The organism is Oleispirillum naphthae (genome assembly GCA_027864655.1).
Classification (GTDB): Bacteria; Pseudomonadota; Alphaproteobacteria; order Rhodospirillales; family Rhodospirillaceae; genus Oleispirillum; species Oleispirillum naphthae.
In genome coordinates, this window is sequence record JAQAZG010000006.1 from 19,901 (window position 1) to 33,844 (window position 13,944).

The following is a 13,944-nucleotide window of genomic DNA, read 5'->3' on the forward strand; positions in this document are numbered from 1 at the left end:
CCCCCAAAAAGCCTATCGCCGCGCACCATAGAGCAGTTTCGCCCGCGAGGGAACCCAATGGAGATTTGCGGCGGAGGCATGAAAAATCCGTACGCCATCCGCCGCAGAGTTTCACCCTTTCGATGGAATCCTTGATTTCGTTCCCGACGTTGGGCACAGTCGGCAGCAACCCACTCGTTGACACGGCGCACGTCTGCCGCCGCTTTTGCACTCTCACCGGGGCCGCATCCGCATGGCCAAAAAACCCGCGCAAAAGCCCGCCAAGGCCAAGAGCGGCAGCGCCAAGGCCGCAAACGGCAAGAAGCCGGACCGCGCGCGCCTGATCCTGCGCGTCGCCGACGGCGATTCCGACCTGTTGCGGATTCTCCCCTTCGGGCTGTCGCTGCCGTTCCGCGGCCTCGCCCTGCACTCCCGGAACGGCCGCAAGACCCGGCTGCACCGCGCCGTGCGCAAGCTCTATCCCTTCCTGCAGAAGCTGGAGAGCGCCGCCCTGGGGGCGGAGGGTTCGCTGATCGGCGCGCTGCCGCTGGAGGCGGCGCTGAAGAACGACGCGGCGATCGAGCGTGCGATCAAGGTGTTCGAGGTCGCCTGGCAGCTCGACCTGATCGCCATCGTCGGCCCCTCGGGGCAGCGCATCGGCTCCGGCAAGCGCACCGTGCCCGCCGGGGCGTGCGGGCTTTCCGTGGATCAGGCGGAACGCATCTACGTGGAACGTGCGGTGCGCGTCATCTTCGCCAAGAACACCGGCGCGCTGGAACGCCTGCCCGGCGAGGCGATGGCGCTCGACGCCCTGCCGCGCCTGCGCATCCTCGCGGGGATGAACGCGGGCGCGCTCGGCGAGGTGCGGGTCAAGCTCGGCCACCGCTTCGGCGCGATCCTCACCGATCAGGTGGACACCGACTGGCTCAACGCGCTGACCCACATCAAGGCGTTCCAGATGCATGCGCTGGGCAACGCCTTCGGCCCCGCGGCGACGGAGATCCTCGACTGGGACCCGCGCTACCTGCTCGCCTTCGCCCAGGCGTTCTCCGCGCCGGAGCAGATCGCCGAACTCGGCCTCGACCTGCGCCTCATCCGCTCGCCGGAGGCGCTGCTCGCCATCGGCACCTGGGCGGTGCGCGACGTCACCGACAAGATCAACGAGGAACTCAACAAGCGCGGCCGCCCCGACCTGCGCGAGCGCCAGCACGAAACCGACATCGCGGTGTTCCGCGCCATGCTGGGGAGCGACTTCGCCTCCCTGGTGAAGCAGCCCGCGCCGATCATCACCGCCTTCGGCGAGCTTCTGCGCAACATCCGCATGATGAACCCGGGGCCGGAACGCAGCGGCATCATCGAGCACATCAAGACCTTCTGCGCCCGCTACCTCGACTACATGACGCCGGAGGCGCTGGCGGCGCTCGAACTCTCCACCGAGATCGAACCGGACGAAACCGCGGGACCGACCATCCCGGAGATCGTCGGCATCATGAACGGCATCTGGGGCAAGCCGGGGCTGGGGCGGGTCTTCTTCGAGCAGCACCTGCAACGCAAGGACGGCGTGATGGCGCTGCGCGGCCTGGTGGACGACTACCGCGAGATGGTGCTGCGCGGCTCGATCCAACGCAAACAGGACATCGCCACGATCATCATCACCTCCACGGTGCTGGACCGCGCGATCGCCCGCTACATCAGCGCGTGAACCTCCGCAGGGAACATCCCCCATGAGCAAGCAGACCGACACCGCCCTCGCCACCTTCACCGGCGGATACAACTGCGCCCAGGCGGCGGTCTCCGCCTTCTGCGCGGAGCACGGCCTCGACGAGGACCTGGCGATGCGCCTCGCCTGCGGCTTCGGCGGCGGCATGGGCCGCAAGCAGGAGGTCTGCGGCGCGGTGTCCGGGGCCATCCTCGCCCTCGGGCTCGTCCACGGGCGCGGTAAGGGCGGCGACAAGGCGATGACCCAGGCCACCTACGACAAGGTCTATGCGCTGATGTCCGCATTCGAGGCGCGGCACGGTTCCTGCCTCTGCCGCGAGCTGCTGCAGGGCTGCGACGTCACCACGCCGGAAGGCACGCGCCAAGTGAAGGAACGCGGCCTGCGCGACAGCGTCTGCATGGCATGCGTCCGCTCCGCGGTGGAGATCGCCGCGGACCTGATCTAAAGCAGAAACACCGTCGCCAGGCCGAGGAAGGCGAAGAAGCCCACCGAATCGGTGAGCGCGGTGAGAAACACCCCGGAGGCCACCGCCGGGTCCACCTTGAAGCGGTCGAGGGTGAGCGGGATGAGAATCCCCGCCAGGCCCGCCACCACCATGTTGGACACCATGGCCCCGGCCAGCACCAGGCCGATCTTCACGTTGCCGGACCAGAAATAGGCGATGGTGCCGCCCACCACCGCGAGACCGAGGCCGTTGACCAGCCCCACGCCGACCTCCTTGCCGATGACGCGGCGCGCGTTGCCCGGGGTCAGTTCCTTCATCGCCAGGGCGCGCACCGAAATCGCCAGCGTCTGGGTTCCCGCATTGCCGCCCAGGCCCGCGACGATGGGCATCAAGGCCGCCAGCGTGACGACGCGGGCGATGGTGTTCTCGAACAGGCTGATCACCGTGGCGGCGATCAACGCGGTGCCGAGGTTGACGAACAGCCAGCCGAATCGGGTGCGCACCGTGCCCCACACCGCGCGGAAGATGTCGGAATCCGACACGCCGGCGAGGCGCAGCATGTCGTCCTCCGCCTCTTCGTCGATGACGTCCACGATGTCGTCCACGGTGATGCGGCCGATCAGGCGTCCGTCGCCGTCCACCACCATGGCGGAAACCCAGTCGCGGTCGCGGAAGGTCATCGCCACCGCTTCCTGGTCCATGGTGGCGGGAATCGGCTCCACATCCTCGTCGAAGATGTCGCGCAAGGGGGTCTCCGGCGCGGCGCGCAACAGCCGCGCGGGGGAAACCCGCCCCACCGGATGGTGCCGCAGGTCCACCACGAACACCTCGTAGAAGGTCTCCGGCAACTCGTCCTTGGTGGTGCGCAGGTAGTCGAGCACGTCGCCCACGGCCCAGAAATCCGGCACCGCGATCAGCTCCCGCTGCATCATGCGGCCCGCGGAAGACTCCGGATAGGCCAGCGCCTGCTCGATCCCCGCGCGGTCCGCGGCGGGCAGCGCCTGGATGACGCGGCGGCGCTCGTCGTCGTCCAACTGCTCGAGCACCGCCACCGCGTCGTCGGAGTCCATCGCCTCCACCGCCGCGGCGACGCCGTCCGCGCCCATCATGTTGAGCACGTGGTCCTGCACGTCCCCGTCCAGCGCGGGGAGAATGTCGGGGTCGATGTCGCGGCCGAGCGCCAGCACCAGCTGGGCGCGGTCGTCCGCCTCCATGCGCTCGATGATGTCGGCGACGTCGGCATAGTGCTGGTCCAGCACCAGGGCGCGGGCGCGCGCCATGTCTCCCGCGGCGATCGCCTCGGAAACCAGGCGCAGCAGAGCGTCGGTGAACCCCTCGTCGGGGAACGCCTCGTCCCCGTCCAGCGCGGCGGCGCGGGCCTCGACCTCCGCGAGACCGGGCTTGCCGTCTTCGGGATGCTTCGGCGTCTGCTCGGGAGCCATCGGAACCTCCGTTGTCCTCCGCGTCGCGGAAACGTGTTTTGCAGGGCAGGGGCGGGAAAAGCGCGTACCCCCAAGATGGGAACATACGCCCAATTCCAAAGGGCTTGTCGGGAAATTCCGTCGCGCCCCGCGAAAAGAAAAAACCCGCCGAGGATAATTATCGGCGGGTTTTTCAGATGATCCTTGGTGCGGTCGAGAAGACTCGAACTTCCACCCGTGTTACCGGACAGCGACCTCAACGCTGCGCGTCTACCAATTCCGCCACGACCGCATCCCGTGGACCCCGCAACCGCCTCGCGGCGGGGGGTTGCCAACGAAGGAAAGGTGACATACCAAATCCCTTTCCCGATGTCCAGAGGCCATGTTGGCCCTTTTCACCACTTTTCGGAAGCGTGCAATGTCCCCTTCGCCGATTTCGCCGCAACCCGCCACCGGCCTTCCCGTCACCTGGCTCGCCTCCGCCGCGCCGGTGCCCTACCCCGAAGCCGTGGCGTTCATGGAAGACCGCGTCGCGGCGATCCGCGCAGGCGCGGAAACCCAGGCGGTCTGGCTGCTCGAACATCCGCCGCTCTACACCGCCGGAACCAGCGCCGATCCCAAGGACCTGTTGATGCCCGACCGCTTCCCCGTCTATGCCAGCGGCCGCGGCGGGCAATACACCTACCACGGGCCGGGCCAGCGGGTGATCTACGTCATGCTCGACATCAAACGCTTCGGCGCCGACGTGCGCGCTTTCGTCCACGCGCTGGAAACCTGGGGCGTCGCCGCCCTCGCCCGCATGGGCGTCGCAGCCGAACCGCGCGCCGACCGCGTCGGCCTGTGGGTGGACCGCGGCGGCGGCCGCGAAGACAAGATCGCCGCCATCGGCGTGCGGGTGCGCCGCTGGGTCAGCTTTCACGGCATGTCGGTCAACGTCTGCCCCGACCTCTCCCACTTCTCCGGCATCGTCCCCTGCGGCATCGCCGACCACGGCGTCACCAGCCTTGCCGACCTCGGCATGAAAGCCGCCATGGCCGACCTCGACGCCGCGCTCGCGGAAACCTTCGCCGAGGTGTTCGGGCCGCTGGCGAAGGGGTAAATCGACCGTCACACCGCGCGATGGCTCTATCGCGCTACGCGCAAGAACGAAAAACTATCGGGGGGTTGGGGCCTCCAGGCCCCAACGGGGGACAGGGGGCAGCGCCCTCAGCCTTGTTGCACCCCCCAGCAAAAAGGGGAAGGCTCGTGCCTTCCCCCGTTCGTTCGGTCGGAGGCCGGAGCCTCTATTTGGCCGGAGCCTGCGTCTTTGCCGGTTCGCCGGATTTGGCGGGGGCTGCCTGTTTGGCCGCCGGGGCCGATTTTACGTTCGACGGCTGGGCATGGTTCATGCCGCGATGGCTGGAACTGAAATCCTTGAACGACATTTGGCTGTGCCTTTTTCTGCCGCGGTCCCGGAAGGACCGCTGAAGACACATATGGTTCTCGCCGCGGCGCGGCGCAATCACTTGAGCACGACGGTGCGCCCGTCGTTGAGGAAGACGCGGTGCTCGACGTGGAAGCGCAGGGCGTGGGCGAGGACGCGGCTTTCGATCTCGCGGCCGATGGCGGTGAGCTTTTCCGGCGTATAGGTGTGGTCCACGCGCTCGACCTCCTGCTCGATGATCGGGCCTTCGTCGAGGGCGTCGGTGACGTAATGCGCAGTGGCGCCCACCAGCTTGACGCCGCGGGCGTGCGCCTGATGGTAGGGGCGCGCGCCCTTGAAACCGGGCAGGAAGGAGTGGTGGATGTTGATGATCCGCCCCGGCAGCGCGGCGCAGGCGGCGGCGGAGAGCACCTGCATATAGCGGGCGAGCACCACCACATCGACCTTTTCCGCCTGCACCAGGTCGAGCAGCGCGGTTTCCTGTTCGGCGCGGGTATCCCTGTTCACCGGCAGGTGGACGAAGCGGATGCCGTGCCACTCCACCAGATCGCGCAGGTCCGGGTGGTTGGAGACCACGGCGGGGATATCCACGGCGAGTTCGCCGGTGCGGTGGCGGTAGAGCAGGTCGTTGAGACAGTGGTCGGCCTTGGAGACCATCAGGAGCACGCGGCTGCGCCGGCTGGCGGGGAACACGTCGATGGTCATGTCGCGGCGCACCCGGCAGAACTCCAGCGCCGCGTGCACGGCGCGCAGGGCGTGCGGGTCGGCGGCGACCTCGAACTCCGAGCGCATGAAGAAGCGCCCGGTGGAGGGGTCGGAATAGGTGGCGGACTCGGTGACGTTGACGGTGCAGTCGGCGAGCGCCTGGGTGACCGTGGCGATCACGCCGATGCCGTCGGCGCAGCGCACCGTCATCACGAAGCGGTCGAAGGCGGGCGCGGCGGGCGCCGCTCCTGCGGAAACGGGTAAAGAAGCTGCGGACACTTTTACGGAAACATCCTTGCAAGGCCGGAGCGCGGGCTACGCGCTCGGCAAAATGGTGAAGCCTTCCAGCGGCTCGTCGGCGGGCATCGGCTCGACCCTGACCGCCTGCACGCGGGCGGCGGGCGGGCCGTCCCAGCAGGTGCGGATCATCGCCTCGACGACGGCGGCAGGGCCGTCGAACACCGCCTCGACGGCGCCGTCGCGGCGATTGCGCACCCAGCCGGACAAACCGCGCGCGGCCGCCTGCTCCTGCGTCCAGGCGCGGAACCAGACCCCCTGCACCTTGCCCTCGATCACCACGCGTGCGCGCAACCGATCGCCTTCGTCCATCGTCCGCATCCCTAGTCGAGTCACGACCTCCGGCGCGGGCGCAGTTTGCCCCAAATCGCCCCCGCATCCAAGATTTTTCCGGACGGACGAAGGGGCGGCATTCCTGCCGCCCCTGCCCGCCGCGCCGAAACCGTGCGCAGAATCAGCGTTGCAGCACGCCCGCCGCTTCCTTGGTCTGGGCGATGGCGTGCCCGGCCTGGGAGGAGGCGGCGGAGATTTCGGCGATGCCGCTGTTGATGCGCGTCACCGAAGTGGAGGCTTCCTGCATGTTGCAGGACATGTCGCGGGTGACCGCGCTCTGTTCCTCCACCGCCGCCGCGGTGGCGGCGACGTAGTCGCGCATCGCGGCGATGCCGTTGCGAATATCCTCGATCACCCGCACCACCTCGGTGGAGGCGTTCTGCACGCCGCCGATTTCTCTGGTGATCTGCTCGGTCGCCCGCGCCGCCTGGTTGGCGAGGTTCTTCACCTCGTTGGCGACCACCGCGAAGCCCTTGCCCGCGTCGCCCGCACGCGCGCTTTCGATCGTCGCGTTGAGGGCCAGCAGGTTGATCTTCCCGGCGATGCTCTGGATCATCTCGACGATGCTGGTCATCGCCCCGGCGGCCTGGGTCAGGCGCTGCGACGCGACATCGGCGGTGGAGAGCTTGTCCACCATGTCGTCCGCGGCCATGCGCGACTGCGACATGCTGCGCGAGATTTCGGCGATGGAGGCGGCCAGTTCCTCCGAGGCCGAAGCGACGGTTTCGACGTTGCTGGAGGTGGCCTCCGCATCGTGCGCCGCGTTCTCCGCCTGGCTGCGGGTGCGGTCGATGGCGCTTTCCACCTCGGTGAAGTTCTGGTCGATGAGGACCTTGAGGTTGGAGAGCAGCTCGACCTGCTTGGTGATGTCGGTGGCGTACTTGACCACCTTCACCGGCCTGCCGTTGAGGTCGAGGATGGGGTTGTAGGACGCCTCGATCCAGACTTCCCGGCCGCCCTTGCCGATGCGCTTGTACTGCGCGCTCTGGTATTCCCCGGCGCGCAGCTTCTCCCAGAACCGCACGTACTCGGGGCTCTTGGCATAGCCGGACTCGACGAACATGCTGTGATGCTTGCCCTTGATCTCGTCCAGGGCGTAGCCCATCGCCGCGAGGAAATTCTCGTTGGCGTCCAGGACGGTGCCGTCGAGGGCGAAGCTGATCACCGCCTGGCTCTTGCCGATCGCCTGCACCTGTCCGGCGAGGTCGGCGAACCGGCTTTTCTCCGCCGAGACGTCGGTGGCGTACTTGACCACGCGCACCGGCTTGCCCTTGCCGTCGAGGATGGGGTTGTAGGAGGCCTCGATCCAGACTTCCCGCCCGCCCTTGCCGAGGCGCTTGAACTGCGCCACCTGCGCCTTGCCGTGGCGCAGATCCTCCCAGAACGCGGCGTATTCCGCGCTCTTGGCATAGCCGGGCTCGACGAACATGCTGTGGTGCTTGCCCTTGATCTCGTCCAGGGCGTAGCCCATGGCCGCCAGGAAGTTGGCGTTGGCGTCCAGGATCGTGCCGTTCACGTCGAACTGGATGACCGCCTGGCTGCGGCTGATCGCGGCCAGAACCGCCTCGGCGTCCGGCTGCCCCGACCCGAAAGAAAAGAGCCTCATGCCCATGATGTATTCCTTCCCGTAGGGGCTGTGCCCCGTTGCTGTTATGACGCAGCGGGAGGAGCAACCGGCATGCCAAGAGTCGCCGCAACGCGGCGGCCGCGCAAGCCCCACGCCTTCGCCTTGATTTCATGTTGCTTTTGATTTTCATTCGCGCCTTGGCGCACGCGCAACACGCAGCGAATATACGCACCCCTTGGCGGAAGGCTTAGCAAAACGCGAATCCGGGCGCGGCGCTCGCCGCGGAAGGCCGTCGGCTACCGATGCCGCGCGATCCGGTATTCGGCGAAAATGCCGTAGGCCCATTCCATCTGTTCGGCCGAGGGCGTCGAGAAGGAATGAAAGTCCTCCGCCATGCGGAAGGACAGGTATTTGGCTTTCCCCAGCTCATGGTAGGGCAGCAGCTCGATGGTACTGCCTTCGAGGCGGGCGCGCATGAACGCCGCGGTGGCGCGCAGATTGTCTTCGTCGAGGTTGACCTCGACGATCAGCGGGATGCGCACCGTCATCGGAATCTTCAGGTCATGGATGCGGCAGGCGTTCTCCAGGATCGCCGCATTGCCCTGCCCGGTGAAGCGGCGGTGCGTCTCCGCATCCATGTGCTTGATGTCGAAGAACACATGGTCGATTTTCGGCATCAGGTCCTTGCACGCATCCCACGCGAAGAAGCCGCACGTCTCCACCCAGACCGACACGCCGAGCCTTTCGCAGGCGTCGATGACCTGCCCCAGGAACGCGGGCTGCACGAACGGCTCGCCGCCGGAAAAAGTGACGCCGCCGCCGGAGTGGCGGAAGAAGATCTCGTCCCGCCGCAGCTTGGCGGCGACGGCCTCGACCCCGCTTTCCAGGCAGGCGAGTTGCAGCGCCTGTTCCGGACAGGCCGCGACGCAATCGCCGCAAAACGTGCAGCGGGCCGGGTCGAAATCCTTTGCCGCCGGGTCGAGGCCCTCGCGGCAGGCCTGCGCGCAGCGATGGCAGGCGGCGCACTTGTGCGCGTGGAAGGCCAGTTTCCGCTGCTGCGTCCAGCTTTCCGGGTTGGCGCACCACCGGCAGCGCAAGCCGCACCCGGCCAGGAAGATCGTGGTGCGGACGCCGTCGCCGTCGTGGATGGAGTAATCCTGCATTTGCAGGATCACCCCTTTTGCGCCTTCAGAAGGTTCCATGTGCCGAACGCGCGATGATCGCTTCCTGCATTTCCGGCGACAGGTTGACGAACTGGGTGCTGTAGCCCGCGACCCGGACCAGCAGGTCCTTGTAGTCTTCCGGGTGCTGCTGCGCCTTGCGCAGGGTCTCCGTCGAGAGCGTGTTGAACTGCACGTGGAACGCGCCGAGGGAGAAATAGGCGCGGATGACGTTGCCGAGATCGCGCTTGCCCTTCGGCGTGGCGACCAGGTCCTCGCCCAGGCGCAGGTTCAACAGGGTGCCGCCGGTGTGGACGTCGTGGTTCATCTTGGCGCTGGAGCGCATCGCGGCGAGCGGGCTGGTCACGTCGCTGCCCGCGTAGGGCGACACGCCTTCGGTGATCGGCTTCCGCGCCTTGCGGCCGCACGGCGTCGCGCCGACGATCCGCCCCGTCGGGATGTAGTTGGAGATGCCCATGAACGCGGAGTTGAACGGCGACCCGAAGTTGTCCTTATACGACCGGGTGGTGCGGTAGTAGGTGTTGGCGAGGTCGCGGGCGATGGCATCCACGTAGTCGTCGTCGTTGCCGTATTTGACCACCGCCAGGGCCTTGGCGCGCAGGCTTTCATAACCCTCCCAGTCCGCGTTCATCGCCGCGTCCAGCTCCGCCAGGGTGGCGGCCTTGTCCTCGAACACCAGCTTCTTGATCACCGCCAGCGAATTCGCCACCACGGCGAGGCCGATGCCGGTGAGCACCGGGCCGACGTTGTATTTCGCGCCGCCGCGGGAGAGATCGACCCCGGTCTCCACGCAGTTCTCGATGCAGGTGGAGAGGAAGGGCCGCGGCACCATCTCGGCATGCAGCTGCTGCGCGACGACGGTGGAAATCACCGAATGATGGACGAGGTTGCCGACCTGCGCGAAGACGGCGTCCTCGACCTCCCGATAGCTCGCGTAGTCCTTCACCGGCTTGGCGGGGAGGCCCAGCTTTTCCCCGGTCAGGCGGCTCTTGCCCCCGTTCAGGGCGTATTCCATCGCCGCGGCGAAGTTGACGTTGACCGCGGAGGTCCACTGCCCGGTCTTGCGGAAGTGCGGCACCACGCAGCCGCAGTTGTTCCAGTCCCGCGCGTCCTCGGGCTCGTAGCCTGCCTGCAGCAGCATCTGCGTGCCCGCCTGGTCGTTGTGAATCGCCGGGAAGCCGGTGCCCTTGCTGACCAGGTCGGTGACCGCATAGAGGAATTCGTGCGGACAGTCCGAATGGATGCGGACGCTCAGCCCCGGCTGATGGGTGCGCACCTCGTCGGTCGCCTCCAGGCAGAGGTAGGTCAGCTCGTTGGTGGCGTCGCTGCCGTCGCGCTTCCTGCCGCCGACGGTGAGGTTCTGGAACTGGTTGTACCCGGCGAAGTATCCGGTGGTGTTTTCGGAGATCGTCCACACCCACTCCGAGAACTTGAGCCACAGCGCGTGGATCAGCTCCTTCGCCTGCTCCCGGCTCAGGGTGCCGTTGGCGATGTCCGCGGCGTAATAGGGATACATGTACTGGTCGAAGCGGCCGGGATTCAACGCCAGCGGATTTTCCGTGACGATCCCGCCCAACTGCACGAACCAGACGAACTGGATCGCCTCGTGGAAGCTCTGCGGCGGATGCTCCGGCACCCGCCGGCACACCTGGGCGATCTCCAGCAGTTCGGCGGCGCGCGCGGCGTCCGGCTCCGCCGCCGCCATCTCCTCCGCCAGGTCCGCATAGCGGTTGGCGAGCAGGATGATGCCCTTGGCGGTCAGAACCGTGGCCTGGTAGTAGTGGATCCTGTCGATCGCCTCCGCATTGAGGTAGTCGAGCGCCGCGAGCTTTTCCTCGGCCTTCTGCAGAATGCCGCGATAGCCCAGGCGGAACAGATGCCCCTCGTAATCCGGCGTGATCTCGCCCACCGCCTGGCGCCACTTCGAATCGTTGTCGATGATCCCGGTGTCCACGGCGATCCGCGCCGTCGCCTCGGGCAGAGACGCCAGGAAGTGCTCCTCCAGCGACTTGCCCCGCCAATAGGGGAAAATCTCGGAGCGGACGAAGCGGCACTGCTCCTCGGTGATCTGGTAGGGGTCCTGCGGACGGGAGGGGAAGGTATCCATCTCCCGGTCCACCCACTTCCAGGAATACTCCGGCGTCAGAATCCCAGTGCGGCGGAACTTGCCCGCGGTGCCGACGATCAATTCGTCGGAGAATATCCGCACCTCGAACTCGGCGCAGAAGTCATGGAACGCCTGGGCGCGGCGGAGAATGACGGCCTTGCCCTCCGTCCTCTTGTGCGAGTCCGTATAGATCTTCGCACGCTCGCAACAGATCGAAGGCCTCGTGTTGACATAGTTCAACCGCAGCCGCTCGATGCGGTCCGTCACCCGCTTCACCACACTGTCCATGAATCCCGCCCCAATTCGATGCGTTCTAAACACGCATTATCCACCCCCCCGCCCGGATTCTCAACCGCAACGGCGAACGGCGGTCCGGCAAAAACCGGGCCGGGCCCTGCCCGGACCCGCAAGGGGACTCAGTCCCCCTCGACCCCATGACTGGGAAGGGACTGGAAGCTGCCTGTCTGGTTTATAGATGGCGTTGCGGTTAGCAGACATCACAGACGGACGCGATGGAGCAGCTCCTGCCATCCATAATCAACGAGCACAGGGTCGAATTCAAAAATGCCCTCATCGCTGAAACCCGGATCCCCCTTTTCACGGCATCGATTATGATCAAACCTTAAATCAACGATGGATTTTCCGCTCCGGCTGGAGAGTCTGGATTCTCTCCATTGACAGGGCCTTTCAATCCATATCAGAGAGTGATATATGTTCAGGCATGAAGAACTGTCAAACCTGATCGACATGGCCGGTGTTCGCCGGATGGAAAATGGTTGGCAGGTGGTCATCCGGGCAGATTGGGCCGATGTAACCGAACAACAGCCGCACGGCCTCAGTTACGCGCTTATCCTGCAGAATGAGTGCGGTGAACGAATTCTCGGTTTTGACAATTCGCATGGTTTTGACGGCGCCGATGAGCAGGACCCTTGGGATCATGAGCACAGAGTTGACCACATGGGGCAGCGCTTTCGCTACGATTTCGTCTCCGCCTCGCGGCTGATTTCGGATTTTTTCGATAAAGTGGAGCACTACTGTGCAGATCAGAATGTTTCGTCGGCATTCATAGTGGAAGACGATCATGAGTAAGACGATTCCCGCCTCCGCAATGCGCGACCGACTACTGGCGCGCCTCCAGGCGCCTCGAAAGAGCGAGGATTGGGTGCGCGTGCTCGGTATCCCAGGCCATCGCGAACTGCTTGCGTTGATCGCGCGCCACCGTCCATTGAGTATCGGCGCTCTGGCCGAACTCGCAGGCCGGGCGCAACCGAACGTCAGCCGGGCGTTGAATGCTCTTGTGTCGGCGGGTTTGGTTGAGGTCGTGTCGGATGGCAGGCGGTCCGTTCCGAAGATTACGGATGTCGGTACCGACAAGGTGCGCGAACTTGGTTTGATTGAACCCGGCAAAAATCGCGATGCAGATTCCGGACGAACCGCCGAACTGTTCTCAATTGATACCACAGAGGGAAATTGCTACGCAGAAAACCAAGAGAATGACGTTGTCGATGGCTTGCTGACGTGCTGGCTTTGGCTGTCGTCATCCGAGGAGCGGGTTGCCGCGCAGACGAAGACCGACCTCGACGCGCTCGGACGGCGCGTGCTTGAGAACTGGTGGCGTATTCTCTATCGCCGCGATGCACCATTCCGTTTGTGGGACTTCACGCTAGAGGACCAATCCAGGCCGAACTATGCGTTGCTCGCGACCGTCACCGGAAGCAGGCTCAAGCTCTCTGCGCGAGGCGACGGTAAGCCCGCGCTCGACCTCGGAGTTGCGTCGAGAACATCCCAGATAGATGCGTTCGAAGAGCTTTTGCTCGTGGAGTTTTTGCGGCCGCTTGCCGCACACCATCGGCTTCAGGGGCGTAGCGCGCGTCCATTCCACGCGTTGTTGGCACGGATCGAGGACTCACGCGATCAACCGGCCGAACGTGCCTTTTGCCGTACGGCGGGTGCGTTGGGGTTGACGGCCTATGACCTTGAGGATGCCCGTGCGATCGAGATTCGCGACCTCTTGAAACTTATCCCGGATGAGGATGCCCGTCTCGATTTCGGCTCGGCGGTACTGGCCGATTCCTTGGCCGAGGGGCAGCTCTGGACAAGGGAACAGTTCAAGCGGTTTCAGCAACGCAATGCGATGCCCATCTTGGCCGGTTTGCGGGCTCGATGCGGCGGTGACGCCAACCCAGCCATGCGTTCCTACCGAAAAGGTTATGATCTGGCACGCAGCGCGCGTATAGCCCTGCAACTCGCGGAAGACCAGCCCGTGGGAGGTGTCGAAGGGTTGTCGAAACTGTTCGGTGCGGACGATAGCATCGGTTTGAGCCCAAAAGCGCCTGGAGCGTTGCGTGCCTTTCAGGGGTTCGACGATGGGAGGCCCACGATCATCGTCGAAGATGAAGGGCCGCAGTCGAGTGCATTCATTCTTGCACGTGGAATTGGCGATTTCCTCGCCTTCGGCAGTCGGACCGCGTGCGTTGCCGACCTCTACACCGACCGGCAAGCGGTCGGGCGTGCCTTTGCGGCCGAATTCATGGCCCCGATTGGCGCAGTGGTTCGTATGGTGGAAGAGGAGGATCAACCGGTTACGCGGATTGCCGAGCATTTCGGCGTCATGCCGGTGGTAGTGCAACATCAGTATGAGAACAGTACCCACTGATCTCGTCCGATTATGGTCGGGCCACGTGATGGCTTTACCGCGCTGCGCGCAAAAACGGGAAGTTATGGGGTGCGCGAGGGGATTGGAGCCGACTGCCGGAGGCAGTGGGA

Annotated in this window: 12 protein-coding genes and 1 tRNA gene; 5 read left to right on the forward strand and 8 right to left on the reverse strand. The window is 65.5% G+C overall.

Annotated elements, in window-relative coordinates; genetic code table 11:
* Positions 1–232 precede the first annotated feature (232 nt).
* Positions 233–1,681, forward strand: coding sequence for a hypothetical protein (locus O7R11_RS07900; RefSeq protein WP_337996963.1), 1,449 nt, complete (start codon positions 233–235; stop codon positions 1,679–1,681).
* 22 nt (positions 1,682–1,703) lie between these two features.
* Positions 1,704–2,144, forward strand: coding sequence for a C-GCAxxG-C-C family protein (locus O7R11_RS07905; protein WP_337996964.1), 441 nt, complete (start codon positions 1,704–1,706; stop codon positions 2,142–2,144).
* Here O7R11_RS07905 and mgtE read toward each other — a convergent pair.
* Positions 2,141–3,586, reverse strand: a complete 1,446-nt coding sequence (mgtE, locus tag O7R11_RS07910) for a magnesium transporter (protein ID WP_337996965.1) — start codon at positions 3,584–3,586, stop codon at positions 2,141–2,143. The genes O7R11_RS07905 and mgtE overlap by 4 nt on opposite strands.
* Positions 3,587–3,770: 184 nt before the next feature.
* A tRNA-Leu gene (locus O7R11_RS07915) sits at positions 3,771–3,857 on the reverse strand.
* A 126-nt stretch (positions 3,858–3,983) separates the two neighbouring features.
* Between O7R11_RS07915 and lipB the strand changes: the two genes are divergently transcribed.
* The gene (gene lipB, locus O7R11_RS07920) at positions 3,984–4,664 is read left to right on the forward strand and encodes a lipoyl(octanoyl) transferase LipB (RefSeq protein ID WP_337996966.1); all 681 of its coding nucleotides are present in this window, start codon (positions 3,984–3,986) and stop codon (positions 4,662–4,664) included.
* 184 nt (positions 4,665–4,848) lie between these two features.
* Here lipB and O7R11_RS07925 read toward each other — a convergent pair whose 3' ends face one another.
* The 6 genes from O7R11_RS07925 to O7R11_RS07950 form a co-directional block, all read right to left on the reverse strand.
* On the reverse strand, positions 4,849–4,989 hold the full coding sequence (locus tag O7R11_RS07925; RefSeq protein WP_337996967.1) for a hypothetical protein: 141 nt from the start codon (positions 4,987–4,989) through the stop codon (positions 4,849–4,851).
* 77 nt (positions 4,990–5,066) lie between these two features.
* The gene (purU, locus tag O7R11_RS07930) at positions 5,067–5,972 is read right to left on the reverse strand and encodes a formyltetrahydrofolate deformylase (protein WP_337996968.1); all 906 of its coding nucleotides are present in this window, start codon (positions 5,970–5,972) and stop codon (positions 5,067–5,069) included.
* Positions 5,973–6,008: 36 nt separating this feature from the next.
* A complete protein-coding gene (locus tag O7R11_RS07935; RefSeq protein WP_420792979.1) occupies positions 6,009–6,302 on the reverse strand; it encodes an acylphosphatase in 294 nt (97 codons plus the stop codon).
* A 142-nt stretch (positions 6,303–6,444) separates the two neighbouring features.
* Positions 6,445–7,929 (reverse strand): methyl-accepting chemotaxis protein, encoded by a 1,485-nt coding sequence (locus O7R11_RS07940; RefSeq protein WP_337996970.1) that lies wholly within the window; start codon positions 7,927–7,929, stop codon positions 6,445–6,447.
* 257 nt (positions 7,930–8,186) lie between these two features.
* A complete protein-coding gene (locus tag O7R11_RS07945) occupies positions 8,187–9,065 on the reverse strand; it encodes a glycyl-radical enzyme activating protein (protein ID WP_337996971.1) in 879 nt (292 codons plus the stop codon).
* A gap of 13 nt (positions 9,066–9,078) precedes the next feature.
* A complete protein-coding gene (locus O7R11_RS07950) occupies positions 9,079–11,466 on the reverse strand; it encodes a glycyl radical protein (RefSeq protein WP_337996972.1) in 2,388 nt (795 codons plus the stop codon).
* A gap of 423 nt (positions 11,467–11,889) precedes the next feature.
* Here O7R11_RS07950 and O7R11_RS07955 point away from each other — a divergent pair, with 423 nt between their 5' ends.
* The gene (locus O7R11_RS07955) at positions 11,890–12,267 is read left to right on the forward strand and encodes a toxin-antitoxin system TumE family protein (RefSeq protein WP_337996973.1); all 378 of its coding nucleotides are present in this window, start codon (positions 11,890–11,892) and stop codon (positions 12,265–12,267) included.
* Positions 12,260–13,834 (forward strand): HVO_A0114 family putative DNA-binding protein, encoded by a 1,575-nt coding sequence (locus tag O7R11_RS07960; protein WP_337996974.1) that lies wholly within the window; start codon positions 12,260–12,262, stop codon positions 13,832–13,834. Before O7R11_RS07955 ends, O7R11_RS07960 begins: the two co-directional genes overlap by 8 nt.
* The last annotated feature ends 110 nt before the right edge of the window (positions 13,835–13,944 follow it).

Bases quoted from the DNA above. Each gene is read 5' to 3' on its own strand.
- O7R11_RS07950 (WP_337996972.1), bottom strand. From the start codon at position 11,466: ATGGACAGTGTGGTGAAGCGGGTGACGGACCGCATCGAGCGGCTGCGG.
- O7R11_RS07925 (WP_337996967.1), bottom strand. From the start codon at position 4,989: ATGTCGTTCAAGGATTTCAGTTCCAGCCATCGCGGCATGAACCATGCC.
- O7R11_RS07940 (WP_337996970.1), bottom strand. From the start codon at position 7,929: ATGAGGCTCTTTTCTTTCGGGTCGGGGCAGCCGGACGCCGAGGCGGTT.
- O7R11_RS07935 (WP_420792979.1), bottom strand. From the start codon at position 6,302: ATGGACGAAGGCGATCGGTTGCGCGCACGCGTGGTGATCGAGGGCAAG.
- O7R11_RS07960 (WP_337996974.1), top strand. From the start codon at position 12,260: ATGAGTAAGACGATTCCCGCCTCCGCAATGCGCGACCGACTACTGGCG.
- O7R11_RS07955 (WP_337996973.1), top strand. From the start codon at position 11,890: ATGTTCAGGCATGAAGAACTGTCAAACCTGATCGACATGGCCGGTGTT.
- O7R11_RS07905 (WP_337996964.1), top strand. From the start codon at position 1,704: ATGAGCAAGCAGACCGACACCGCCCTCGCCACCTTCACCGGCGGATAC.
- mgtE (WP_337996965.1), bottom strand. From the start codon at position 3,586: ATGGCTCCCGAGCAGACGCCGAAGCATCCCGAAGACGGCAAGCCCGGT.
- lipB (WP_337996966.1), top strand. From the start codon at position 3,984: ATGTCCCCTTCGCCGATTTCGCCGCAACCCGCCACCGGCCTTCCCGTC.
- O7R11_RS07900 (WP_337996963.1), top strand. From the start codon at position 233: ATGGCCAAAAAACCCGCGCAAAAGCCCGCCAAGGCCAAGAGCGGCAGC.